Source organism: Vibrio sp. HA2012, from assembly GCF_002812955.1.
Taxonomy (GTDB): Bacteria; Pseudomonadota; Gammaproteobacteria; order Enterobacterales; family Vibrionaceae; genus Vibrio.
The window spans coordinates 329,364-352,622 of record NZ_PFXK01000004.1 but is presented as its reverse complement, the minus strand read 5'-3'; the positions used below and the strand labels follow the sequence as shown (position 1 = coordinate 352,622).

The following is a 23,259-nucleotide window of genomic DNA, read 5'->3' as shown; positions in this document are numbered from 1 at the left end:
AAAAGACTTTCAGACACTCATATCGGCAACAGAAATAATATCTTTAGCCGAATCTCAGAACTTCATGCCCTGCAGCATCTCAGCAGACGGAGCAAAGAAATACGCACCGGTCACAGCCTGAGTAAAGCGCAGTAACTGATCCGTTGTACCGTCTTTTTCACCGTACATGCTGGCTAATAGTGTCTGTATGTTATGCATGGTATTGCAATAAGCTGCAAACAGAAGTCCATGCTCACCAGTAACCGTACCGTACGGCAGGCTGTGGCGGACAATCTTCAGCCCTTTCCCTTCTTCTTTGATATCAACACGTCCAACATGAGAATTAGCCGGTACATCATCCAGTTCAACAGAATCCGGCTTGGTACGACCGATAACCTTTTCCTGCTGCTCCACGGACATTCGATGCCATGCATCCAGCTTATGCACAAAACGCTGTACCATCACATAGCTGCCTCCGGCGAACTCACCCTCAGGAATAATCGCGACATCTGCGCGTTCATCCCCTTCCGGGTTTTCTGTGCCATCAATAAAATCCGTCATATCCCGGGCATCAAGGTAACGATAGCTGTAGGTTTCGTCCACAACCTCCACATCAGAAGCAATAGCCGCCATCAGTTTACGTACCAGATAGAAATGCAGGTCATGACGATTGGAATGGCAGTGGATCAGTACATCCACATCCGTCGCAGGGGCTGTCGTATCACCTTGACCAAGCGGTTTAAAGGCAACCAGTTCTGAGGGAACCGGCATTGCAGTCTGAGTCCAGAAAGCGTGAGAGAAGGCAACAGATACCGTCAATTCAGCCCCTGCCTGCAGCTCATTAATTTCAGCTACCAATGCTGGGAGCTGTTGCAGTTCCGCCAGTACTTTCTCCTTATTTGACTGAACCTTAAGCTGAGCAAACAGTGCAAAAGGTCCGGCTTCCGGCACAATAGCGGATTGAGATAATGACATAGTATTGAGTCCTGTTCTTATTTGAATTCCCGATTGTAATAACATACAACCCCGGTCTTCCGTTTTGATATTTATCATTATTTCAGCGTTTGCTTAAGTTTTATAACACCAGATATCGTATATATGTTCCCCATTAATCAGCGCTGTTATGCTACACTCGTCCGTATTGTTTTTTCTGTAAAAAGCCGACCATGTCAAAAAAAAGCACTGTTTCTTCCGAGACTCAAAACGAAGCAATAAAGATAGCCAGAGCCACCCAGAAACCCGGCCAGACTAAAGAACAGACCCGACTGATTGCTCAGGGAATTGAAAAAGGTATCGCTCAGTATAAAAAGCAGCAGAAGGAAAAAAACCGTCAGGCAGATAAGGCAAAGAAAAAGACACAACGGCAGACCGTCTCCCGCTCAACCGCACCGTCAGACGCCCCGTACGAGATCAGCAATACATCTGATTCTGCAACACAAACCAGCCGACTGCCTTGGATATTGCTGGCTCTGAGCTGGATTGGCTTCATCAGCTTTACCCTGCTGCGCTGAGCCCGAATAAAAGAAGCCAGCCCGAGGGCTGGCCTGATAAACCGATAAGGCTCAATCACATACTCCGCTCAATTACATACCCCAAGCGTTGAGGCGATCTCCCCCTGCCGCTCCATGATCCATTGACTGTCAAACGGTCCCCAGTCTGAAAGCTGGTAATACCCGTCATTATGACGTCGTCCGTCCTGAATAAACATCAACTCAATACCGATGCCCGGAAGAGCTTTCAATACATCCTGAATAGTACGGCGAGGCCAGCCCGTTTTTTCGATTAGCTTTGGTACATTCGGCCTTTCAAGGCTCTCCAGCAATAAAGCCAAATACAGGCGTCTGGCAAAAACAGGATTTAACTCCATTGGCACCTCCTAACATAATGCCAATCTATTATTTCTTTTTTGCATTGAATTATTTTGAGGCGGATCAAAGATAGCCCGCTTCTCTGTTATTAACAGACTCCTGTTTAACAGGCAGGCACTTATTCAACAACCAAATCCTCTGCTGCAGAAAATCTTATTTTGCTCCGCTTCGGCTTCCTGTTACGATTCAGGAACTCAACAAAAAAGGATATTGTATGACAGTAACCCTGTATGGCATCCCAAATTGCGATACCATAAAAAAAGCCAGAAAGTGGCTGGAGCAAACCGGGATTGATTATCAGTTTCACGACTACCGTAAGCAGGGAGTGGATCGTGATATGGTCAGCACATTCTGTCACCAGTTTGGCTGGGAGCAGGTACTGAATAAACGTGGTACGACCTACCGCCAACTGACGCAGGAACAGAAAGAGACTCTGAATGAGTCTGCAGCCATTGCTCTGCTGACTGACTATCCGGCCATGATCAAACGCCCGGTATTGCAGATTGATGATCAATACTATCTCGGTTTTAAGGCCGAACACTATTCCGCAATTTTTAACGTATAAGGATGTCCAAGGATGACAGATAGCCCAGTACTGGCACTCGCGAAAGATCTTATCAGCCGCCAGTCGATTACCCCGGAAGATGCCGGTTGTCAGGAAGTAATGATCAAACGGTTGGAAGCACTCGGTTTTCAGGTCGAAGTGATGGTATTTGAAGATACGACCAACTTCTGGGCTCGTCGTGGTACAGAGGCACCTCTTTTTGCCTTTGCCGGCCACACAGATGTTGTTCCGGCAGGTCCGGTAGAACAATGGCATACACCACCGTTTGAACCGACTATTATCGACGGCCACCTGCATGGCCGAGGTGCAGCGGATATGAAGAGTTCTCTGGCTTGTATGATTGTCGCTGTTGAACGGTTTATCGCCGACAATCCGGATCATAGCGGATCTATCGGGTTTCTGATCACCTCTGATGAAGAAGGTCCGTTCATTAACGGAACGGTTCGTGTTGTAGAGACCCTGATGCAACGCGGAGAACATATCGATATGTGTATTGTCGGTGAGCCGTCCAGCACCCACTTTACCGGTGATGTGATCAAAAATGGCCGTCGGGGCTCGATTACCGGAGATCTGACCGTTCTGGGCACTCAGGGACACGTGGCCTATCCGCATCTTGCAACCAATCCGGTGCATCAGGCCTTCCCGGCACTGGCCGAACTTGCCAATACAAAATGGGATGACGGGAATGAATTTTTCCCGCCAACCAGTTTTCAGATCCCGAATATCCATGCCGGTACGGGTGCATCCAATGTCATTCCCGGCGAACTGCACGTACAGTTCAACCTGCGTTTCAGCACCGAACTGAACAATGATGAGATCATTCGCCGGGTGCATTCAACACTGGATTCCTATGGCCTGAATTACGAGCTGAACTGGACTCTCAATGGTGATCCTTTCCTGACGGATAAGGGCGAATTACTGAATGCCGTCGTGCATGCGGTTGAAGAAATCAATCATAAAACTCCGGAACTGCTGACCACCGGCGGTACGTCAGATGGACGCTTTATTGCTCGCATGGGAGGACAAGTGATTGAGCTGGGTCCGGTCAATGCCACCATCCATAAAGTCAATGAGTGCGTCAATGTGGCCGAACTGGAAAAGTTAACGGATATGTATCAGAAGACACTGGAAAAACTACTAGGCTGATAATCAGGGAAAGTGATGAAACCCGAAGAGTTGACCGGACAAATCCACAGCCATCTGACACAGGTATCGACCCTGCATCAAACACTGCTGACTGAGCAAAAAGTTCACCATGATCTTATTGCTCTGGTTAACTCTGCTTATGCTTCCGGATTCGAGCTTACGGTAGCCAGCGGGTTTCGGGACTTCTCCCGCCAGTTGCAGATCTGGAACCATAAGTTTACCGGACTGCGACCGATTCTGGATTCAGACAGCCAGCCTCTGGATCCCTTATTCCTCTCCGGTACAGAAAAAATGTTTGCCATTCTGCGCTGGTCAGCCCTGCCCGGAGCCAGCCGTCATCACTGGGGAACAGATTTCGATATCTACGCCAGAAATCTGCTACCAAAGGATCAGACGCTTCATCTGGAACCATGGGAATACCTGAGCGGACACCAGTATGAATTCTACTGCTGGCTGAATGAACACCTGACCGATTTCGGGTTTTTCTTTCCTTATGCCAGAGACTTGGGCGGAGTCGCTCCCGAACCCTGGCATATCAGCCATCGCCTGCGCAGTCAGGATTATATGGCAGCCTGCACACCGGCACTTCTGACCAGCGTGCTGGAATCAGCCGATATTGCCGGAAAAGAGGTGATTCTCCATCAGCTTGCGGATCTGTACACCCGGTATATAACTAATATCTGCCAACCGGACTAATACTATGGATATTCCTTTAACCCCGCTGGTTATCTTCATCATTCTGGTGGCTATGATTGTCGGTAATGCTGCAGCACTCAGGCATGCGTCAAAGCTACGGATTGATCTGCTGAAGAAGCGGCAGGAACAGAAAAGCGATTTGGAAAAACTGACCGAGCTGGACAGAAAACGTCATCCGGAAAACCACCCGAAGCAAAAGTAACCGGAAACAGTTTTATACTATAACCGTCCCCTAAAACGATACCTGGTTTTTACCATTTCTTTTTGAACGATACATAGCCTGATCGGCACGGTTCAGAACATCATTAATCGAAGTATCATCCGGCTCAAATTGTGAAACACCGATACTCAGTGTAACGGTGACCCACTGCTCATCATCAAGCTGGCAAGGGGTTGATTCCAGCAGAAAACGTAAACGTTCCGCCATATTCAGAGCCTGCTCTTTATCGGTATCCGGCAGAATAACCGCAAATTCTTCTCCGCCAAGACGGCCAATAAAATCGCACTCGCGCAAATGTTTTGCACAGACCTGAGCGACATGATGAATAGCTTTATCACCGGAGAAATGCCCGTAGGTATCATTACAGGTTTTAAAATCGTCAATATCCATAACAACAACACTGACACCGGTTACATATCTTTGGAAATGTTTATAGGCGTCGCATAACTGAGCCAGAAAACGTCGCCGGTTAAAGATACCGGTAAGCTCGTCATAATCGACAAGATAGCTGACCTCTTTTTCCAGCTTTACTCTCTGTGTGATATCTCTGGAACTCCACATAATAATACGCTGATCAAAATGCTTCAGTTTCAGAGCTGAAATGCGAGCTTCAAACCAGAAAACACTTTCTCCACTGTGAATAATGTTCAGAACCGTCAGTTCATCGGGATAAATTGGATAAGTAAGAAACTGAACCTGCTCCGTATCCAGAGCCCTATCTATAGCAGCCTGAATCGTCGTGCAGAAGTGTGCGGGAAAAACTGCGGAAAAGTGAGAGCCGATCAACTGGCTGTAATCAACCTGAATCTGCCGTTCTGTACCGGGCAGTACGTCAATCACAATACCGGACTCATAGCCAAGAATAATCTGATCCGGATTATTTCCGATAACGGCTCTAAACAGCTCCAGTTCAGCTTCCTGTGATGTATTTAGTCCAGCCATTACCCGCTCAGCATTAATTGAAAGCCGTGTATAATATCATATAAAACTGTTGCTACAAGTCTGAACCATGCTTCCAATGCCGCATAAAAATGCATATTCGGCTTAAAGCCCTCTGCCAACAAGCAAATAAAAAGAGGGTAATCAATACCCTCTTTATAAACAGATAACCCTATTCCGGATTCCGGTCTGCCGAAATGTTCAGTTAATCTCTACCATTTTTGCATAGCGGCAGAAAGGATCCTGGATATCTCAGTGAGGCCAGCTTCATCAATGGCTTTCTTTTCATAGTCCGTCACAGCAATAGACGTCCGGTTACCCAAATCGCCTAACTGAAGATTATACTTCTTACCGTCCAGAGCAAACGGAGTGATCCCCAGCGCTGCCCATACCTCATCATCCGGTTCATTGTATTCGACTTCCATAATACCCTGAGACTGATGGCGTTCGACTAGTTTAAAGCCCAATTGAGGTAACACATCCAGTGCGCGTTTCCAGAAAATGTTATACGGCGCACGCGCGATAATCACCGGCTGTCCGTTTCTGTCTTTTCCGGTACTGACCGGGATCTGCTTCACCAGTTGCAATGCTTTGCGTTCCGCTTCTGCCTGCTGTTGCTGATCGTATTTCATGGTAACCAGATTTGCCATAAGAGTACTGTAACGCTCCCGGTTTGTCTGGCTGGCCACACGAGACTGGCCGTCCTGACGCCATTCCGTCAGTTGCACCTTAAACCCATAACGCCGGTTTGCCTCAAAACGTTCGATGATATATCTTGTATCCAGACCGGAATCTTCGTCTTCCCGAATCCAGTTGACCCAGTCGGTTTCAACCCGGCTATCACTGTTTTCCCGCACAGAAATACCTCGTTCCTGCAGCACATCCAGCATCGTCGACCAGACACCAGCCATCTCATCTTCTTTCACCAGCCACATAATGACACTGCCATTATCTGTCTCAGTACGTGCTCCAGGAACCAGCTCCAGCAATTGTTGCGGAGGACGAATATCAACCGCTTCACCGACAGGACCGTTAAACTGACCAGCCGGTATCTCATAATCGGTATAAAACTCTGGTTTAGCTCCCTGTGGTAACTTCCAGGTTTCAAAGGACTGGGTTTCCAGATAGGAGAAATCCTCTCCGGCCTGCCGGCGCTCTGCCGGGCTGCTTGAACATGCACTCAATACAAAAACAGCCAGTGAACTCACCACCAGCTGACGAGAAAACTTCATCGGTACTCCTAATAAGCATCCGAGGTCAGTTGAAGTGATTCTCCAAATGACCCCGAAAAAAACAATCTATGCCACAAATGTCTATAATAAACACATCCAATAAAAGCGGTTTTAGAACGCAAGCTCTTATAACATAAGCACTTTACAAAAGATGCATCTTATAACAAATTTATCTTATAACAAGCCAGCGTCCGTCATCGCTTTTTCAACAATTGGCTGACTTTCCGCCGAAAGCTCTGTCATTGGCAGACGCAACAGACCGTGTTTAATCAGCCCCATACGCTGAGCAGCCCATTTAACCGGAATCGGACTGGATTCCACAAACAGGTTCTTGTGCAGCGTCATCAGTTTCTGGTTGATAATGTCAGCCTCTTCCCACTGTTTATCAGCAGCCAGACGGAACATCTTCGCCATATCTGCAGCAGCAATATTGTTGGTCACAGAAATAACGCCACTGCCACCGAGACGGACAAAATCAAGCCCGGTTGCATCATCACCACTCAGTAAGACGAAATCTTTGGCACAAAGTTCACGGTGCAGTGCAACTCTTTCCAGATCACCGGTCGCATCTTTCAGTGCCACAATATTTTCTATCTGCGACAAACGGGCAACGGTCTCCGGTTTCAGATCCACGGCAGTACGCCCCGGAACGTTGTACAGAATAACAGGAACTTCACTGACTTCGGCTATCGCTTTATAATGCTGATACAAACCTTCCTGAGTCGGTTTGTTGTAATAAGGTGTGACACTCAGAACACCGGCAATGCCCGAATTATTCAGCAAACGACTGAACGTCACGGCTTCATGAGTAGCGTTAGCGCCCGTTCCAGCAATAACAGGAACCCGGCCGGCTGCAAACTCTACGGTTTTATTCACTACCTTGACATGTTCTTCAATCGTTAATGTTGCCGACTCTCCCGTAGTTCCGACGGCAACGATACCATCAGTACCCGCTTCCACATGAAACTCTACGAGCTTTTTAAGGCTGTCAAAATCGACTTCGCCGTCACTGTCAAATGGCGTAATTAACGCAACAATGCTTCCTGAAAACATGTCTATCTCCCTTATTTTGTAGTTTCTGCATAGTAATGCATGCCTCTCAGTAAACACAAGGGATTAAACCCCGATTCCCGAGACTAAATCACGATTAATTCATCCCTGTCGGCTTTCGCTGCCGTTACTGTACTAAAACCCACAGAAAAACATCATGATATTTACCCTCACCGTCAATGTGCTAGTATGTCGGATACCACCACCTGTGAAGAAGCTGACATGTCTCAACATTTAGTGATAACTGCAATGGGTTCCGACCGTCCCGGAGTCTGTAACCAGATCGTGCACCTGGTCAGCGCCGCAGGATGCAATATTGTCGATAGCCGCATTGCTCTGTTTGGTAATGAATTTACCCTGATCATGCTGATTTCCGGCACTATCGGTGAAATCACCCGGGTAGAGACCACCCTGCCGCTGCTCGGACAGGAACTGAATCTGATCACGATCATGAAACGGACTTCTCCGCATACAGAACCGGAACACTGTTATACCGTCGAGGTTTTTGTCGAATCAGAAGACAGACCGGGGCTGACTGAACACTTCACTCACTTTTTTGCCGACAGAAATATCGGGCTGGCTTCTCTCAGTGCTCAGGCGATTAATAAAAATAAACTGAACCTGACTAGTGATCTGTTTCAGATCGCTGTCACCGCAACCGTTAGCTCAGAGTGTAACCTGATGCAGCTCCAGGAAGACTTTAACGCTTTGTGTCAATCACTTGCTGTTCAGGGCTCACTCAACTTTATCAAAAGCAGCCAGTAGCACCAACCACCGCTTTCCTTCACCCTCCGCCTTGCAGACTGGCACTGTACTGCCTATAAATATCTCTTGACCTGTGTGTAACACACAGGTTCTAAAATAACCATAAAAGATACCGTTCCTGATCTCAGAAAGGAAAGACGCATGAAGACATCTGAACTGGCAAAACGGGCCGGAGTAACCGCAGAAACCGTACGATTTTATACGCGCAAAGGACTGCTGACGGCTGCCAGAAATCCTGAAAATGATTATAAGCTCTATGATCAGTCGGCACTGGAACGACTGAGATTTATTTATCAGGCACGAGCCATCGGTTTCAGTCTGAAAGAAATTGAAGAAATTATCCAGTATTCACAGCAGGGCAATTCTCCCTGTCCAAAAGTACGCCAAATGCTGGGCAAAAAAATTCAGGAAACGGAAAAAAAAATTGCCGACCTTACCGTCAATCTGAGCATGATGCGGGAAACATTTTCTGAATGGGCCAATGAGCCGGACATGGTGCCGGACGGAAAAGCCATCTGCTGCCTGATAGAAGAATGGTCAGATAAACACGATGCCTTACCGGAGGAAGCCGAACATGAGCAACCATAATTTTGCACTGTCTCTGAGCGGTGTTAACTGCATGAAGTGCGTCGCGAAAATAACAACCGTTTTACGCGAACAGGATCCGGATATCTCTCTGGTGATGAATAAAAGTAAAGACCGGGCCGATTTCATCACACAACTGACTCCGGAACAGGCCATTGCACTGATTGAACAGGCTGGCTACTCGTCAGCACTTATCAGACCTGAAATACAAGTGATGCCGGTTACAAACGTATCCTGCCAGCACTGTGTGAAAAAAATCACCACCGCCATTCTGGAACAGGATCCGGAGGCAGACGTCCAGGTTGACATCCCGGCACAGAAACTCACTGCCACAAGCCGTCTCAGCTCAATTCAGATAGAAACAATACTGGACGAACTCGGCTACCGATCCCCAGAATCCGGCACAGAAGACGTTCCCCCTCTCCCTGAACCCAAAGCCCCCGAGGCCACCCCGACGACTCCCTCTGAGCAACAGACCATAAGGCTGGCACTGTCCGGTGTAACCTGTGCCAGTTGTGTGAATACCATTCACACGGCACTGAATGGTCTGAACAACGTCAGCTCCGTCAGTATTAACTTCGGAAACCGCACAGCAACCGTCATTTCCGATTATCCGGCAGAAACCCTCATCACCACCGTCCGTGCGGCAGGATATGATGCCAGACAGATTGTCGATGAAGATATCGCCGAAAAGGAACGCCAGCGTGAGGAACAACTGGAATATCAGTCAAAAATAACCCAGAGTGCTGTCGGACTGGGGGTCGGTCTGCCATTGATGTTATATGGCCTGCTTGGCGGTTCTATGCGCGTAGAAAGCAGCTCGGAACGGCTTATCTGGCTGGGTATCGGCCTGATCACCTTCCTTATTTTGTGGAAAGCCGGGCGCCATTTTTTCTCCGGAGCCCTGAAAGCTTTTATTAACCGCAATGCCAATATGGATACCCTGATCGCCCTGGGTACAGGTACGGCCTGGCTGTATTCTATGCTTGTCGTGCTGGCTGCCGGATATCTCCCGGAAAGTGCCCGCCACCTGTATTTTGAGGCTGCTGCAATGATCATAGGTCTTATCAACCTGGGTCAGGCACTGGAACTGAAAGCTCGGGGCAGAACGTCACAGGCAATACGCCGCCTGCTGGATCTCAGAGTCAAAACCGCCCTGGTCATCAGAAACGGGCAGGAGTTGATACTACCGGTCGAAGACGTTATAGCCGGAGACCGGATCCGGGTTCGGGCCGGAGAAAAGATCCCGGTCGATGGTGTCGTACAGGAAGGACAAACCGTCATTGATGAATCCATGCTGACCGGCGAACCCATCCCGGTCGAAAAAGTAGCCGGAGATAGCGTATCTGCCGGTACAGTAAACGGTCAGGGAAGTATTATTTTTACCGCTGAAAAAGTCGGCAGCGATACTGTACTTGCACAGATCATCCATATGGTAACCACTGCTCAAAACTCAAAACCACCTATCAGTCATCTGGCCGATAAGGTATCCGCTGTCTTTGTACCCACCGTCATGATCCTTTCTGTACTGACGGCGCTGGCCTGGTACAACTTCGGTCCACAGCCGGTGCTTGTCTATATGGTAGTTACCGCGACTTCTGTACTGATTATTGCCTGTCCGTGCGCACTGGGGCTGGCAACACCGATATCCACCATGATTGCTGTCGGGAAAGCCGCCGAATTCGGCGGACTAATCCGTAACGGTGAAGCACTGCAACGAGCCAGCGAACTGGATACCATAGTGCTGGATAAAACCGGCACCATCACTCAGGGCAAACCCATCGTCACCCACTTCCGTAACTTTACCGTGAATGAGGATGTGCTGAACCTCACCGAAGCACTGGAGAAAGGCTCAAATCATCCGCTAGCAATGGCATTAACCGACTATGCCATCCAACACAAACCCGCTCAGAGCCTGTCCGTAGCACTCACGAACTTCGAATCCGTGACAGGAATGGGTGTAAAAGCAGACTACGGTGATGCCCGTCTGCTGCTGGGTAATGAAAAACTGCTGCACAGATATGGCATTGACACAGAATCAGTGAAAGCCCTTGCCTCGCTATGGGAACATAATGCCAATACCGTTACCTTTTTTGCCCGCAACAACACAATAGAAGCCCTATTCGGGATCAGCGATCCGATCCGGGAAGATGCCAGACAGGCGATTGCCCGGTTCCACCAGCAAGGACTGCATGTGGTAATGCTGACCGGAGATAACGCCAATACTGCCGCCACCATCGCTTACGAAGCGGATGTTGATGAATTTTATGCAGAACTCATGCCCGAAGATAAACTCAACTGGATTAAGACCCTGCAGAACCAGGGGAAAGTTGTCGGCATGGTGGGTGACGGCATCAACGATGCTCCGGCATTGGCACAAGCAGACGTGGGTTTTGCTATCGGCAGTGGTACGGATGTGGCGATTGAAAGTGCAGATATCACCCTGATGCGCGGATCACTCCACGGTATCTCTGATGTAATTGCTATCAGCAGTGAGGCTATGAAAAATATCCGCCAGAATCTGCTGGGTGCCTTTATCTACAACTCACTGGGTATTCCGGTTGCAGCCGGAATTCTGTTCCCGATAACAGGCTGGCTGCTCAGTCCTATTATTGCCGGAGCCGCCATGTCACTGTCCTCCATTACCGTGGTCAGTAACGCAAACCGTCTGCGTCTTTTCACACCGCAGTCCCAGAATAAACAGGAGTAAATTATGTGGGTTAATCTGATCGGTATCGCCGTAATTGGCCTGATTATCTGGTGGTTCTGGATAAAATAACAGGACATCAGTATAGTGGCAGAACAATAAAATGATGCCCGTCTGCCTGGCAAGAACGGGTATCGCCACTTGATAAAAAGGAAGTCACGTTATGTTAGATATTGGTAAGCCGGCGCCGGATTTTACACTAGAAGATCAATCCGGTTCAGACATCTCCCTTGGCGATTTCAGAGGCAAAAAGGTACTGGTGTATTTTTACCCGCGAGCTTCAACCCCGGGATGTACCGTTCAGGCCTGCGGTCTGAGAGATTCGATGGCCGAACTGAAGAAACTCAACGTTAAGGTTCTGGGTATCAGCCCCGATACCCCGCAAAAACTGACCCGCTTTACTGAAAAACAGAACCTGAATTTTACCCTGCTGGCCGATCCTGAACATGTGGTTTGCGAAGCATACGGCGTATGGCAGTTAAAAAAATTTATGGGCCGAGAAAGCATGGGAATAGTCAGAACCAGTTTTTTAGTGGATGAACAGGGGAATCTTGAGTATGTATTTAACAAGTTTAAGACCAAAGATCACCATGAAGTCGTATTAGACTACCTAAACAGCCAATAAGCTTCCATGAGCAATTAACTCTTAACTTGGGGACAGGCATAATTGGATAGAAGAGCACGTGTCTGCCACCAAGACAGAGTTGAATTTCAGGTGGACATGTTCTCATAGCAAGCCTAGTTTGCCTGACTGACCCCATTTTTCGCAAACTCATTTGTGCCCCATTCGAAGTTAACGCAAACAGTTGATAACTGAGAGTACCACTGAAATTAAGATAATTTACCTCATGGACGTCCGTCATAAGTCTGAGCTTGAAGCTTCCAGTTTCGTATAAGAATAGTCTTCTAAACCAATTACTATTGCCTGAATTGTTATACAAGCATGCTCTTTAAGATCTATTTTCCATAGTAGGTTAAATTTAACCATCTATTTTTGTTATACTTTTCCTGAATATATTTTTATAAATAAAGGATTAATATGAAACTTTTCTCATTTCTTGCTGTGATTTTTGTGGGTTTATCAACTCAGGTTCACGCTTATGCCCTTGATAAAGAAGATGTAAACTGGCAGAGAATTCAAAATAAACCATTCACACTGAGATGTGCGGCTTACTCGCCTGACCAAAAATTTGTAGGCGATCGTACTTGGGAATTCTATTTGAAGAACTATTCTGAAAACGGTCATATGGTTCAACGAGTTATTATTGCTCGACATTCAGTGATGGATGAAGCAATCAGCCGCCCAATAGACAAAGAAAATGAGTACTATACTGATTTGGATAAATCTCGTCATGCATCTCTAAATGAATTTGCTCGTGGATTTAAGCTCAGTAGCGTATTTAAGGGTAAGAACTTCACTTTACATGAAACTTTATATTTAACCTTTGATATATATAACCATTCAATGATTTTAAATAAATTTGAGATCGTAGATGGTGAAATAAGACGTAATGATCCTTTATATTTCCCTAATTGTATGTAGTGGTTCACGAAAACTGACCACAGATATAGATCTTTCCATACTTTTTCTCATCTGAGCAGAATTCACATTGATTCAGCTCGTAAAAAGAAATTGTCCATCAGCGTGTCAGCGAGATCTCGGCTGGCACGAAAATGCCCCTAAACGTGTTTCGAGCGCATGAAACCAGCATGAGATTTATTTGGGCAACAAGCTGTTGCACAATTAGGAAACAGCCTGCTTCATCAAATGTCCAACAGGCTGTTGGACAAACTCCACCCCAAATTTTGCAAGAGCCTCTTGCTAAAATAACTCTGAAGCACTTCTGCCCCATAGTTTGCTAGAGTTAGTACTTTTAACAATGCCACCAGTTACTCTTTGACTTAATTAATCCAATACATCTAATATGAGACAAAGTATCTATTAAGTTGGTGTTTATTCACTAATTTGATAATAGGTAACTCGATTTTTTTAACAGACAGTAAGTGAAGATTAAAGTGAAAGGACAGGTAGTATCGTTCATAGCTGAGAAGAAATACGGATTTATTAAGGGCGATGATGGAGAAAGTTATTTCTTTCATTTATCAAGTCTTCTGGACAAATCTGAGGAATCAAAGGTCGTTAAAAATGCCTACTTGACGTTTGACCCCACTCCGACCCCAAAAGGCGACGCTGCAAAAAAAATAGCAATCATCGACACTTTATATAAAAAAGAATTTGTGCCGTTTTTTGTTACGCGGGAGGCGTCGCCTAAACATGGTGAAATTGAACACCATCATGCGCTAAGCACGCCTTATTATGATGATCCCAGTGATGCCAAGGACTACCTTGACCTCTTAGCAAGGACAGTTGGAGCCAACGCCATCCTGAACTATCACATTCGGAAAGAAACGTTTTCTGAGGGAAATTATAACTACTCGATGCATGCCGCCTTAGGTACTCTGGCCTTAGTCAGTGAGTTAGTCCCCTGTTCGGATGAGGAAGAAGTTGAAGAGGCAGAATATGAGATAAAAAAGGCCATTGCTCAATTTGAAGATGACTTTTCTATCGTTAATGACCGGGAAACTAAGATCAGAAATAATCAGGAAGGTTGGTCAATTCCTAGTTGGATTTGGCCAGCGCTGTTCATACTATTCCTGTTTTTTGTCTTTATTGGTTAGAAGATAATGGGAACTATTTGTTCCCATCTGTTATTTTCCTATTCAGGTTGAATAAATTCGTGCTTTTTACCTTGGCTATAGATGGCGGGTACAATTTCGCTGGTATAGGTATAAGTCACACCATTACCATGAAATTGAGGAAATGATGGTGTGTAAAGAAAAAATCCATCTGGTAATTCTTTTGTGAATTGCTTGTTAAAATCAACAAAGTTTATGTTTTTTGTTTTTACATTTAAAAACGCTGGCGTTGGAATACCAACGAGCATGTTTTTGATTAGTAAAGAGTTCTTATCCAAACCGTAGACATAGGCTTCCTTAAATTCACCATTAAACGGAAACTGTGTGCGAGTTAACAGATGTTTTCCCTTATGATTAATTTTACTCACAACACCAACAGGATAAGATTCACCGTCAACAACAACTTTTGTCACGGTAAAACGCTGGTCTTTCGTCACTTCATTCTTAACCTCACCATACGGATGCAGTACTTTGTTAGCCGCAGTATGGACAGAATTCAAAATGTACTCTTGAGCTTCATCTTCCCTGTTGAACTGTTCTACAGGAACAGCAATAATCCATCGTGATTTTGAAGCTGTATGGTTTTTGTGTGCAAGGCTGGTTGCCGCCCCGCCAGCAACATCTATAACACCGATTAAATCACCAGTTAAGATCCGCATTGCCCCAAAAAACTCGGATACACCCGCCCCGCTTTTTTTTGTCAGCTTTGTTTTCGTCTCATCAATTTCTTGCTGCGTAAAATCCCGCAGAGGGCTGTTATCTCGCGTGAGCGCGGTTTGCGCGGCAATGTTATAGGCAAAGCTATGGGTATCGCTAAATGCTACCGGAGTTATTGCTTCCGGCTTGGCTGCGCACCCCATAAGGGAGGCGGCTGAAATAGCGGTTAGTAATGTTAGTTTGATGCTTTTCATTTGGTGAACCTGCGTTTGGTGTAATTACCATTATTGTAACCAGATATTATTATTTTCAAAATTCATTATCATAGTTGAGCTGTTTCACTAAATTAAGTAGGAACTCTAAACAGTTTTTGTCCAAAAGTATGCTGACGGGGCATGTAACACAGAAATGCCCCAAAGCGCCTTAGTGCGATTACTCAGCAACGAGTTAGGCTGCGGAATTTGCAATACGTGAAGTTATGGTAGACACCAGAACGGCACTGCACAGGAACTCCCATTTTCGAGCAATTGCTGTGTTTCTTACACGTATTTCCCTTTTTGAATTGTTATGCAACTTGCTTGAAAGAAGGCATTGCTCGGGGAGCTGAGCAAGACCTAGAGTTTTTACACCCATCACCTATCTGAAACTGTGCACTTCTAGGCATTCATATGAGCCCATCTCAAACTCTCGACATATCCAAGTTCGGTTCTCATATATACTGCACTTGAAGGTTTCTCTATCTAGTGCTGAGCACCAGCCATCTGCTAGCCTAAGCATGATCTCTCCACCCCAAGCATCCCTACTTATATGCTCCTCTGGAACTGAAGTGTCTGAAATAATCATTACTTCAAGGCGGCAGCAGCAAGCCCTACAGTTTGAACAATTAATATTTGGCTTAATTTCGCTTTTGGCGGGTATGCTCATAAGTGCTTACAGATCAAATAATTTATCAAAATTGCGTTTATCAAGAATATCTTCGATTTTTCTTCTTGTTGATTTCGTATTTTTATTATCATTTTCAAGAGGTTTGTTTTCTTTTTTAGGTGATTTTTTATTGCTCTTATTCATCTGAGCTTTCCTTAGCATGGTTGTTAGACAATTTTGAAAGTGCCTAACTTAACCCCAGTGACTGATAATATACTTCCCATCATATTTGACTCGGAAAAGGCAAATTCTAGATTATGCTGTTTGGAGTGAAGTTTTGGAAAAATGTGACGTTGTAGAATGTCACTATTGAGTTGATGTATGCTTGCTGACCAATTTAGTTGTTCATTTTCCAAGAAAAACTCTATTTGGAACATACGTTGAGCTCAGCTTTATTTGGCCGTATGTATTTATCACATGATTTTTTATACCAGTATCGCTGGCGACTAGTTCTTCGAGACAATAAAACTCCTGAAATTTATGTGTATTAGATGCTTATATGGAAAGAATACGGGTGCAATGCACTTGTATTACACCCAATACTGCTATAGCGCGATTACGTTCGACGCCTGAGGGCCTTTTTGACCTTGCTCTACGTTAAAGCTTACTTTTTGACCTTCAGCTAGCGTTTTAAAGCCGTCAGATGCGATAGCTCTGAAATGTACAAATACATCAGCGCCGCCATTGTCTTGTGAAATAAAGCCAAAGCCTTTAGATTCGTTGAACCATTTTACTGAACCAGTAGTTTTAGTAGACATAGATACCTCTAAGAAATTAATAATATTGAAACTGCGAGCAACTGCTATTTAAAAAACTATGACGAGAAGCAATCACAGGAGCTAAACGAAGGTATCGAAAGGAAACTGGGAGAGGGCTTGTACTAAATTTTCACTAATAGCTCGTTTGCAAGAGCTACGCGCACTATACAGGTTGTTTGGAAAATGAACAGCTTTTATTTTATGTTTTTTCAAAATCTGTTGAGCTTGAGATAGCCCGACTCAACAGTAGTAAGTTATTTTAATGCGATTTAGATGCATAAAAAACGGTCATAAATGCCGAAATGGCTTTCAGATAGTGGAAGGTTTTGTCCAAAAGCTATCACGAACGGCATCTCGCATAGAGGTGCCGTTCGTCACTTTGAGATGCGAGAAGTTATCCGTGAATAGCTAATTTAGCAAAGTCACTGATTCAGAAATGTCCAAAAGTTTGTTAACCAGCATTGAATACAGGTTGTGATCACCAAGCGATTCTGTCTCAATGACAATCGGCTTCATCTTTCTATGGGCAGGGAAAGCAGCGAATAGATGCATGAAGCCTTAGCAATACGTTAACTGATACCATGGTAGCAAATTAAGCGATTAACAATTAAAAAATTGTTATCATGGTAACAATTACAAACCCATCATTAGGATAAATCTTTCGTCCCCCATGTTTTAGCAAGAAGATACCGGCCCTCCTTGCAATTGTTACTATAGTATCAATTTAATCAAAATTGGTGCTATAATTGTTACTATATTAGCAATTATCGAGGCGTGCATGTTATCGCTCTATACCGCTTATGATTTGCAGATGGAACTCAAGGAGTTTCTTATATCTGCGCGTAAAAAAGACAAGCTCAGTGTTCAGAAGCTGGCTGATCTCTCTGGCGTGCCTTACGCGACTATTCGAAAGTTTGAATCTACGGGCAACATCTCATTGCGACAGTTCCTTCAAATTGTCGAGGTATTGGGTGATTTGAAGAAGTTGAAAGACCTGACTAAACCGTCTGAGCCAGAATTTAAATCGATAGAGGATGTGCTTCAACATGCTTAAATCAGCCCTAATCGTAAAACGAACGCTTAGCACAGGTGAGAAGGTACTTGTCGGCAAGCTCGCTGAAAATCGTAAGCAAAGCTTCTTTCAATTTGATGAGACTTATTTAGGCGCTCACTCTACCTCTCTGGCTCCATTCAATTTAAAGGCAGATACAAGCCTACAAGTTGCGCCTAGAGAGCCGCATTATGGTATTCATGGGGTTTTTGGAGATAGTCTCCCTGATGGTTGGGGTCTTTATCTCATGGATCGCGTATTTAGACAGAACCATCATAACCCAAAAGAAGTTACCGCCCTAGAACGTTTAGCTTACCTAGGTGACAGATGTATGGGTGCGTTGAGCTATGAGCCTGAATTAAATTTACTTGATGAGTTCAAAGAGTCAATTGACATCATTACCCTTGGCCGAGCTGCAATTGAAGAGTTTGAAGGCACCGAGTCTGCTTTGCTTGAGCATTTGATGAATACTGGTGGATCGGGTGGGGCCAGGCCAAAAATGAACGTGACACGTTTATCGAATGGGCAGTATTCAACATTAGATGACGCACAAGGAACAAAGCTTATCGTAAAGCTGACATCTGAAAAGTTTGACTTGAAGCACTCTGAATCATTAGTCGAATATTGCTACATGCAGATGGCACGTAATGTCGGCATTGAGGTTCCCAACTTTAATTTAATTGATGCGGGTAATGGACAATTTTGGCTAGAGCAGGAACGATTTGATTGCACCGGGCAAGGCGGTCGAATCCATATGATTTCTGCGTGCGGGTTGCTAGACGCACCGTTTCGGGAGCCTTCTTTGGACTATGTGGATTTAGTTAAAGCTACTCGCATCATGTGCAGTGTCACTGAGTCTCAGAAGCTCATTAAGCGCTGCATGTTTAATTACCTAACGGTTAACCAAGATGATCACAGTAAGAACTTCAGTTTCCTTGCCAGTGACGCTGATAACTGGTCGCTATCGCCTTTCTACGACATTGTTTATAGCCCTAACCCTTACAAAGAGCATATGACAGCATTTGGTGGTAATGGCCGAACGCCAAAGAGCGCACTAGATCAGTTAGCTGCTCAGTCGGGGTTGTCTTCAAAGAAAGCAATTATGGTTATGGCTGAAGAAATATTTGAAACAACACGCTCGTTTAGTAATGAGGCCAAACATCTGGGCTTGTCACCTAATCTAATTAAGGAGATTGATAAAGATATGGTAGAAAAATTCAAGGCGCTGTATGTGTAATTCGCTATGGCTTGCAGGCGATTTGACAATCAGCTTCATCTTTCTATGGGCCGGAAAAGCATGAGGTACGCTCAAGAACATTCCCACGCCAATGCGTGGGAATAAGAAACCTAGTCTTCGGCTATCTCTTCGTCCTGATTCTTAATGGCATTCCATACAGCTTTAACCAGTGTTGCCAGCGGGATGGCAAAAAAGACCCCCCAGAAGCCCCACAAACCACCAAAAAACAGTACTGAGATAATGATTGCCACCGGATGCAGGTTGACCGCTTCCGAGAACAGCACCGGCACCAGCACATTGCCATCCAACGTCTGAATAATACCGTAGGCTGCCAACAGCCAGTAAAAATCCGGGGTAATCCCCCACTGAAACAAGCCAACAATCGCCACCGGAACCGTCACGGCAGCAGCACCGATATAAGGGATCAGCACTGATAATCCAACCCCAACGCCCAGCAGCACCGAATAACGCAAATCAAGTAATGCAAAAGTAATATAACTGCTGGAACCTACAATCAGTATCTCCACCACCTTACCGCGGATATAGTTTGAGATTTGCTGATTCATTTCCCGCCACACCCGGGTAGCCAGACGACGATTCTTCGGCATCAGGCTGCTCAAGGTATCCAGCATAACTTCTTTGTCTTTCAGCAGGAAAAACACCAGCAGAGGAACCAGAATCAGGTATACGACCAGAGCGGCAATACTGACCAGAGATGCCAGTGAACCTTTAACGACGGTTTCGCCCAGTCCCACCACCTGCTCTTTTACATTAGACATCACAGATTCGACGATCTTCAGATTTGCCAGTTCAGGGTATTTCTCTGGGATACTGGCAACAAACCCCTGTAAGCCGCTGAACATCGTCGGTATATCATTAATCAGATTACTCACCTGATTCCAGATCGTCGGGATCAGGCCGAACAGTGCAATCAGCATAACGCTGACAAACAAAATAAGCACCAGAATAACCCCAACAGGCCGGGGGATCCCTATCCGGGTCATTTTGATCACAGGCCAGTCCAGCAGGTACGCTACAACAATGGCCACCAGCAGAGGAGCCAGCAGATGTCCAAAGAAATAGATAGTGATAAATCCGAATAACAGAATAGCAACCAGACTGATCGCATGCGGATTGGAAAACCGGCGCTGATACCAGCGCATGATCATATCAAACATCTGTAACGACTCTCTTTTAGTCAACGGGATTTTTCCCGAAATCAATAGTATAGATTTTTGCCCTATAGTTCGAACTCTTTATCAGGACTATTTTTCGATCCCAGAAACAAAGTGTAAACTTAGAGGTCATACATTCAAAGTAAGATATAAAACCGGAGCCAGTTCCGCCTTATGTTCAAGCCCAGCCGATCTCTTATCGCCTTCTGTATTGCCGTTGCTGTCAGCACGCCGTCTCTCGCATCCCCGACGACAAATGTAACCGACATGGATCTGCCGGATATAGGCACGGCAGCAGCCGGAACCCTGACTATCGATCAGGAACTTATCTACGGGGATGCTTATATGCGGATGTTACGCGCAAGCAGGCCCGTTATTCATGATCCGGTTCTGAATGAATATATTCAGACGCTGGGACACAAACTGGTTGCCAATGCCAACGATGTCAAAACCCCTTTCCACTTTTTTATGATCCGGGATAAAGACATCAATGCCTTTGCCTTCTTCGGCGGCTATGTGGCCCTGCATTCCGGACTGTTTCTGCATGCCAGCAGCGAAAGTGAACTGGCTTCTGTCATGGCGCATGAAATCGCTCACGTTACCCAACGTCACCTTGCCCGGAGTATGGAAGACGAAGCCCGTCGTTCTCCTGCCACCATCGCCGCACTGGCCGGTTCCCTGTTACTTGCCATTGCTGCACCTCAGGCAGGTATCGCCGCAATGACAGCGACTACCGCAGGATCCATGCAGAGCAGCATCAACTATACACGCAGTAATGAGAAAGAAGCAGACCGCTTTGGTATGGCGACGCTGGCTAAAGCCGGGTTTGAGGCTCAGGCTATGCCCCGTTTCTTTGGCCGTCTGGCAGAACAGTATCGCTATGCCAGTACGCCACCAGCCATGCTGTTAACCCACCCGCTTCCGGAAGAGCGTATTACGGATTCCAGACTGCGGGCACAGCAGTATCCGGTAACAAAAACCCACCTTTCCCTTGATTATCATCTGGCAAAAGCCCGGGTGATTGCCCGTTACGCGAGTATAGACTCCGAGGCAGCGCTGGACTGGTATGCCCGCCAGCTGAAAAAAGCACCGGCAGAGCTGGTTCCTGCTCTGGAATACGGACAAGCTCTGGTGCATCTGGACAACCGGCAACTGGATAAAGCCGAACCTGAACTGCTGAAACTGCACCGGCAGGATCCCACCAATAATTTCTATCTGGATGCCCTGTCAGATCTCTATCTGTACCTGAAGCAGCCGGAAAAAGCGATTACCCTGCTCAAAACAGCACTGAGCAAAAAACCGAATAACCCGGTACTCAGTATCAACTACGCCAATGCTCTGGTGGAACATCGGCAGTACCAGCAAGCAATACCGCTATTGCAGCACTACACACACAATTATCCTGAAGATATGAACGGCTGGGAACTGCTGGCGAAAGCCAGTGCAGAAATGGGCATTACCGATGAAGAGCTGGCCGCCCGGGGTGAGATGTTTTCACTCAGAGCAGACTGGAATCAGGCCATTCAGAATTATAGTAAGGCCAGCCAGTTGGTTGAGCTTGGAAGCCTGAAACAGGCCAGATACGATGCAAGAATCGATGAACTTCTGGTGCAGAGAGAACGGTTTATGTCTTTGCAGTGATGAACTGTGTCATGGCGAGTTTTAAATATTGTTAACAGGCAGAGGAAACCTCTGCCTGTTTTAATTCAGCGTACCCACTCAAATACCAGCGGTGCCGTATCATCCGGCTGCACATCCGTTTCAGGCGTTTGTACGTTGCTGACAAAAACTCCGGTCTGAGGCGCAGATACCGGCACTGCATCTGCAGATGCAGTCGGCACAGCTGTGCTATTTTCGTCTGTTACTCCTGCGCCTGTCACTTCTCCGGCAGTAAGATCGTTCTCCGGTAACTGCACAGGTGCCGGAATAAATTCTGCTGTGTCCATCTCGAACTTACGCAACTTATTAAATTGCAGCAGTTCGCTGATGAAATTCTCTTGCACTGTCAACAAGTGGACTCGCAAAGTGATTTCATCCCCGGTAATCGTCAGCAGGTCAACACCGGCAACCGCATTTAATGCTTCAATCTGTTTTTCCAGTGCAAAAAATTCATCCGCTGCATGGATACCGAGAATCTGCACAACTACCGCACCGGAAGACTCTCCGCTGTACTGAACCGATCCTTTATGCGCAAAATAGTTACTGACATCATCCACCACATTTTCCAGCGCGGCGGCCAGCGTCCCCCGGCCTTCTCCCGACTGTGGCATCTGACTGGACGTCGCCATATACGCCGGATTCTCATCATACAGGGTATAGCGGATCCGGCTGCTCTCTTCGTCCCCTGAAATGCGTAAAACCAAAACAGCATCCGCCGGATACCGGGCACTGGCACGGCCAACAGACTGAACAAATCCCCCCCACAACTCCGGAGGCGTAATACCGGTGACATCTTCTATATCACCCACAGGAACCGTAACCGGAAGCCCTCTCAGTCCGGCAAAATATTTTAACTGAGAAACGGTGTTATCTTCTGACTGTTCCCAGACAATCTCCCGGCCATAACCACTGTCTTCCACGATCCAGACCAACACACCAGAACGTTCTTCTGACCAGAAAGGCAGCTGTGCCTGCGTCAGTAATGACCGGATCTGCGGCGCATTAAATACCATATTCAGAGTCTGTTGTTCCGCACGGGTTCCGTAGCCGATCTGCGAAAGAAATTCACCGCTCTGACGCAGCGCCTTCACAATAACAGGGTTCCCGGCCGCCAGCTTATCGCCGGAAGCACGTACTACAACCTGCTGCAAGCCCTGCTGTCTTGCCACTTCCTCTGCATCCGTTGCGTTTTCATCTAACACCACTTCGGCACGGTATACATCCACTTTGGTTGCCGCATAAGAGGGTAAAGAGAGTAATCCCAGTAAAAGAAAAGCAATATAGCGCATACGGATCCCAACAAGACAGAAATAGAACAACGATGATAAGCAACTCTTGGTAAGGGAGCA

Annotated in this window: 25 protein-coding genes; 14 read left to right on the top strand and 11 right to left on the bottom strand. The window is 46.2% G+C overall.

Annotated features, from left to right (window positions below; all coding sequences use genetic code 11):
• Positions 1-54 precede the first annotated feature (54 nt).
• The gene (locus CSW98_RS10265; protein WP_100800390.1) at positions 55-954 is read right to left on the bottom strand and encodes a Dyp-type peroxidase; all 900 of its coding nucleotides are present in this window, start codon (positions 952-954) and stop codon (positions 55-57) included.
• A gap of 191 nt (positions 955-1,145) precedes the next feature.
• Here CSW98_RS10265 and CSW98_RS10260 point away from each other — a divergent pair, with 191 nt between their 5' ends.
• Positions 1,146-1,490 (top strand): DUF2956 domain-containing protein, encoded by a 345-nt coding sequence (locus tag CSW98_RS10260; protein ID WP_100800389.1) that lies wholly within the window; start codon positions 1,146-1,148, stop codon positions 1,488-1,490.
• Between the two features lie 68 nt (positions 1,491-1,558).
• Here CSW98_RS10260 and CSW98_RS10255 read toward each other — a convergent pair whose 3' ends face one another.
• Positions 1,559-1,846: a helix-turn-helix domain-containing protein gene (locus tag CSW98_RS10255; RefSeq protein ID WP_100800388.1), complete on the bottom strand. Its 288-nt coding sequence runs from the start codon at positions 1,844-1,846 to the stop codon at positions 1,559-1,561.
• A gap of 215 nt (positions 1,847-2,061) precedes the next feature.
• Between CSW98_RS10255 and CSW98_RS10250 the strand changes: the two genes are divergently transcribed.
• Genes CSW98_RS10250 through CSW98_RS10235 form a run of 4 tightly spaced genes read left to right on the top strand, consistent with a single transcriptional unit; the run spans position 2,062 to position 4,456 of the window.
• A complete protein-coding gene (locus CSW98_RS10250) occupies positions 2,062-2,412 on the top strand; it encodes an ArsC family reductase (RefSeq protein WP_100800387.1) in 351 nt (116 codons plus the stop codon).
• 12 nt (positions 2,413-2,424) lie between these two features.
• A complete protein-coding gene (gene dapE / locus CSW98_RS10245; RefSeq protein WP_100800386.1) occupies positions 2,425-3,558 on the top strand; it encodes a succinyl-diaminopimelate desuccinylase in 1,134 nt (377 codons plus the stop codon).
• 15 nt (positions 3,559-3,573) lie between these two features.
• A complete protein-coding gene (locus tag CSW98_RS10240) occupies positions 3,574-4,254 on the top strand; it encodes a M15 family metallopeptidase (protein ID WP_100800385.1) in 681 nt (226 codons plus the stop codon).
• Positions 4,255-4,258: 4 nt separating this feature from the next.
• Positions 4,259-4,456, top strand: coding sequence for a DUF2897 family protein (locus tag CSW98_RS10235; protein WP_100800384.1), 198 nt, complete (start codon positions 4,259-4,261; stop codon positions 4,454-4,456).
• A gap of 30 nt (positions 4,457-4,486) precedes the next feature.
• Here the strand turns inward: CSW98_RS10235 and CSW98_RS10230 are convergent, their stop codons facing one another.
• The 3 genes from CSW98_RS10230 to dapA all read right to left on the bottom strand — a co-directional run bounded on the left by CSW98_RS10230 (position 4,487) and on the right by dapA (position 7,698).
• The gene (locus CSW98_RS10230; protein WP_100800383.1) at positions 4,487-5,416 is read right to left on the bottom strand and encodes a GGDEF domain-containing protein; all 930 of its coding nucleotides are present in this window, start codon (positions 5,414-5,416) and stop codon (positions 4,487-4,489) included.
• 209 nt (positions 5,417-5,625) lie between these two features.
• Positions 5,626-6,645: an outer membrane protein assembly factor BamC gene (bamC, locus tag CSW98_RS10225; protein WP_100800382.1), complete on the bottom strand. Its 1,020-nt coding sequence runs from the start codon at positions 6,643-6,645 to the stop codon at positions 5,626-5,628.
• Between the two features lie 174 nt (positions 6,646-6,819).
• Positions 6,820-7,698, bottom strand: coding sequence for a 4-hydroxy-tetrahydrodipicolinate synthase (gene dapA, locus CSW98_RS10220; protein ID WP_100800381.1), 879 nt, complete (start codon positions 7,696-7,698; stop codon positions 6,820-6,822).
• Between the two features lie 219 nt (positions 7,699-7,917).
• Between dapA and CSW98_RS10215 the strand changes: the two genes are divergently transcribed.
• The 6 genes from CSW98_RS10215 to CSW98_RS10190 all read left to right on the top strand — a co-directional run bounded on the left by CSW98_RS10215 (position 7,918) and on the right by CSW98_RS10190 (position 14,431).
• Positions 7,918-8,460, top strand: a complete 543-nt coding sequence (locus CSW98_RS10215) for a glycine cleavage system transcriptional repressor (RefSeq protein ID WP_100800380.1) — start codon at positions 7,918-7,920, stop codon at positions 8,458-8,460.
• A gap of 141 nt (positions 8,461-8,601) precedes the next feature.
• Positions 8,602-9,048, top strand: coding sequence for a MerR family transcriptional regulator (locus CSW98_RS10210; RefSeq protein ID WP_100800379.1), 447 nt, complete (start codon positions 8,602-8,604; stop codon positions 9,046-9,048).
• Positions 9,035-11,755, top strand: coding sequence for a heavy metal translocating P-type ATPase (locus CSW98_RS10205; protein ID WP_100800378.1), 2,721 nt, complete (start codon positions 9,035-9,037; stop codon positions 11,753-11,755). The genes CSW98_RS10210 and CSW98_RS10205 overlap by 14 nt, the downstream gene beginning before the upstream one ends.
• Before the next feature lie 160 nt (positions 11,756-11,915).
• A complete protein-coding gene (gene bcp / locus CSW98_RS10200) occupies positions 11,916-12,377 on the top strand; it encodes a thioredoxin-dependent thiol peroxidase (protein ID WP_100800377.1) in 462 nt (153 codons plus the stop codon).
• Positions 12,378-12,791: 414 nt separating this feature from the next.
• Positions 12,792-13,295 (top strand): hypothetical protein, encoded by a 504-nt coding sequence (locus CSW98_RS10195; protein ID WP_100800376.1) that lies wholly within the window; start codon positions 12,792-12,794, stop codon positions 13,293-13,295.
• 461 nt (positions 13,296-13,756) lie between these two features.
• Positions 13,757-14,431 carry a cold-shock protein gene (locus CSW98_RS10190; RefSeq protein ID WP_100800375.1) on the top strand — a complete coding sequence of 225 codons (675 nt, stop codon included), beginning with the start codon at positions 13,757-13,759 and terminating at the stop codon, positions 14,429-14,431.
• A 38-nt stretch (positions 14,432-14,469) separates the two neighbouring features.
• Here CSW98_RS10190 and CSW98_RS10185 read toward each other — a convergent pair whose 3' ends face one another.
• The 4 genes from CSW98_RS10185 to cspE all read right to left on the bottom strand — a co-directional run bounded on the left by CSW98_RS10185 (position 14,470) and on the right by cspE (position 16,788).
• On the bottom strand, positions 14,470-15,360 hold the full coding sequence (locus CSW98_RS10185; protein WP_100800374.1) for a hypothetical protein: 891 nt from the start codon (positions 15,358-15,360) through the stop codon (positions 14,470-14,472).
• Positions 15,361-15,742: 382 nt separating this feature from the next.
• Positions 15,743-16,030, bottom strand: a complete 288-nt coding sequence (locus CSW98_RS10180; protein ID WP_100800373.1) for a YkgJ family cysteine cluster protein — start codon at positions 16,028-16,030, stop codon at positions 15,743-15,745.
• A 6-nt stretch (positions 16,031-16,036) separates the two neighbouring features.
• Positions 16,037-16,174, bottom strand: coding sequence for an adenosine deaminase (locus CSW98_RS10175; RefSeq protein ID WP_100800372.1), 138 nt, complete (start codon positions 16,172-16,174; stop codon positions 16,037-16,039).
• A gap of 401 nt (positions 16,175-16,575) precedes the next feature.
• On the bottom strand, positions 16,576-16,788 hold the full coding sequence (cspE, locus tag CSW98_RS10165; RefSeq protein ID WP_100800370.1) for a transcription antiterminator/RNA stability regulator CspE: 213 nt from the start codon (positions 16,786-16,788) through the stop codon (positions 16,576-16,578).
• A gap of 778 nt (positions 16,789-17,566) precedes the next feature.
• On the opposite strand from cspE, the gene CSW98_RS10160 reads away from it, so the two are divergent.
• Both CSW98_RS10160 and CSW98_RS10155 read left to right on the top strand, forming a co-directional pair.
• The gene (locus CSW98_RS10160) at positions 17,567-17,842 is read left to right on the top strand and encodes a helix-turn-helix domain-containing protein (RefSeq protein ID WP_100800369.1); all 276 of its coding nucleotides are present in this window, start codon (positions 17,567-17,569) and stop codon (positions 17,840-17,842) included.
• Entirely contained in the window at positions 17,835-19,076 is a 1,242-nt protein-coding gene (locus CSW98_RS10155) for a type II toxin-antitoxin system HipA family toxin (RefSeq protein WP_100800368.1), read from the top strand. The genes CSW98_RS10160 and CSW98_RS10155 overlap by 8 nt, the downstream gene beginning before the upstream one ends.
• A 110-nt stretch (positions 19,077-19,186) precedes the next feature.
• Here the strand turns inward: CSW98_RS10155 and CSW98_RS10150 are convergent, their stop codons facing one another.
• Positions 19,187-20,254 carry an AI-2E family transporter gene (locus tag CSW98_RS10150; protein ID WP_100800367.1) on the bottom strand — a complete coding sequence of 356 codons (1,068 nt, stop codon included), beginning with the start codon at positions 20,252-20,254 and terminating at the stop codon, positions 19,187-19,189.
• A 171-nt stretch (positions 20,255-20,425) separates the two neighbouring features.
• On the opposite strand from CSW98_RS10150, the gene bepA reads away from it, so the two are divergent.
• Positions 20,426-21,892 carry a beta-barrel assembly-enhancing protease gene (bepA, locus tag CSW98_RS10145; RefSeq protein ID WP_100800366.1) on the top strand — a complete coding sequence of 489 codons (1,467 nt, stop codon included), beginning with the start codon at positions 20,426-20,428 and terminating at the stop codon, positions 21,890-21,892.
• A gap of 65 nt (positions 21,893-21,957) precedes the next feature.
• Here bepA and CSW98_RS10140 read toward each other — a convergent pair whose 3' ends face one another.
• On the bottom strand, positions 21,958-23,199 hold the full coding sequence (locus CSW98_RS10140) for a DUF2066 domain-containing protein (protein ID WP_100800365.1): 1,242 nt from the start codon (positions 23,197-23,199) through the stop codon (positions 21,958-21,960).
• Positions 23,200-23,259 lie beyond the last annotated feature (60 nt).

Bases quoted from the DNA above. Each gene is read 5' to 3' on its own strand.
- CSW98_RS10255 (WP_100800388.1), bottom strand. From the start codon at position 1,846: ATGGAGTTAAATCCTGTTTTTGCCAGACGCCTGTATTTGGCTTTATTG.
- CSW98_RS10205 (WP_100800378.1), top strand. From the start codon at position 9,035: ATGAGCAACCATAATTTTGCACTGTCTCTGAGCGGTGTTAACTGCATG.
- CSW98_RS10155 (WP_100800368.1), top strand. From the start codon at position 17,835: ATGCTTAAATCAGCCCTAATCGTAAAACGAACGCTTAGCACAGGTGAG.
- CSW98_RS10230 (WP_100800383.1), bottom strand. From the start codon at position 5,416: ATGGCTGGACTAAATACATCACAGGAAGCTGAACTGGAGCTGTTTAGA.
- CSW98_RS10210 (WP_100800379.1), top strand. From the start codon at position 8,602: ATGAAGACATCTGAACTGGCAAAACGGGCCGGAGTAACCGCAGAAACC.
- CSW98_RS10140 (WP_100800365.1), bottom strand. From the start codon at position 23,199: ATGCGCTATATTGCTTTTCTTTTACTGGGATTACTCTCTTTACCCTCT.
- CSW98_RS10180 (WP_100800373.1), bottom strand. From the start codon at position 16,030: ATGAGCATACCCGCCAAAAGCGAAATTAAGCCAAATATTAATTGTTCA.
- CSW98_RS10150 (WP_100800367.1), bottom strand. From the start codon at position 20,254: ATGTTTGATATGATCATGCGCTGGTATCAGCGCCGGTTTTCCAATCCG.
- bcp (WP_100800377.1), top strand. From the start codon at position 11,916: ATGTTAGATATTGGTAAGCCGGCGCCGGATTTTACACTAGAAGATCAA.
- dapA (WP_100800381.1), bottom strand. From the start codon at position 7,698: ATGTTTTCAGGAAGCATTGTTGCGTTAATTACGCCATTTGACAGTGAC.
- bamC (WP_100800382.1), bottom strand. From the start codon at position 6,645: ATGAAGTTTTCTCGTCAGCTGGTGGTGAGTTCACTGGCTGTTTTTGTA.
- cspE (WP_100800370.1), bottom strand. From the start codon at position 16,788: ATGTCTACTAAAACTACTGGTTCAGTAAAATGGTTCAACGAATCTAAA.
- CSW98_RS10175 (WP_100800372.1), bottom strand. From the start codon at position 16,174: ATGAATAAGAGCAATAAAAAATCACCTAAAAAAGAAAACAAACCTCTT.
- CSW98_RS10235 (WP_100800384.1), top strand. From the start codon at position 4,259: ATGGATATTCCTTTAACCCCGCTGGTTATCTTCATCATTCTGGTGGCT.
- CSW98_RS10215 (WP_100800380.1), top strand. From the start codon at position 7,918: ATGTCTCAACATTTAGTGATAACTGCAATGGGTTCCGACCGTCCCGGA.
- bepA (WP_100800366.1), top strand. From the start codon at position 20,426: ATGTTCAAGCCCAGCCGATCTCTTATCGCCTTCTGTATTGCCGTTGCT.
- CSW98_RS10185 (WP_100800374.1), bottom strand. From the start codon at position 15,360: ATGAAAAGCATCAAACTAACATTACTAACCGCTATTTCAGCCGCCTCC.
- CSW98_RS10260 (WP_100800389.1), top strand. From the start codon at position 1,146: ATGTCAAAAAAAAGCACTGTTTCTTCCGAGACTCAAAACGAAGCAATA.
- CSW98_RS10160 (WP_100800369.1), top strand. From the start codon at position 17,567: ATGTTATCGCTCTATACCGCTTATGATTTGCAGATGGAACTCAAGGAG.
- dapE (WP_100800386.1), top strand. From the start codon at position 2,425: ATGACAGATAGCCCAGTACTGGCACTCGCGAAAGATCTTATCAGCCGC.
- CSW98_RS10265 (WP_100800390.1), bottom strand. From the start codon at position 954: ATGTCATTATCTCAATCCGCTATTGTGCCGGAAGCCGGACCTTTTGCA.
- CSW98_RS10250 (WP_100800387.1), top strand. From the start codon at position 2,062: ATGACAGTAACCCTGTATGGCATCCCAAATTGCGATACCATAAAAAAA.
- CSW98_RS10240 (WP_100800385.1), top strand. From the start codon at position 3,574: ATGAAACCCGAAGAGTTGACCGGACAAATCCACAGCCATCTGACACAG.
- CSW98_RS10195 (WP_100800376.1), top strand. From the start codon at position 12,792: ATGAAACTTTTCTCATTTCTTGCTGTGATTTTTGTGGGTTTATCAACT.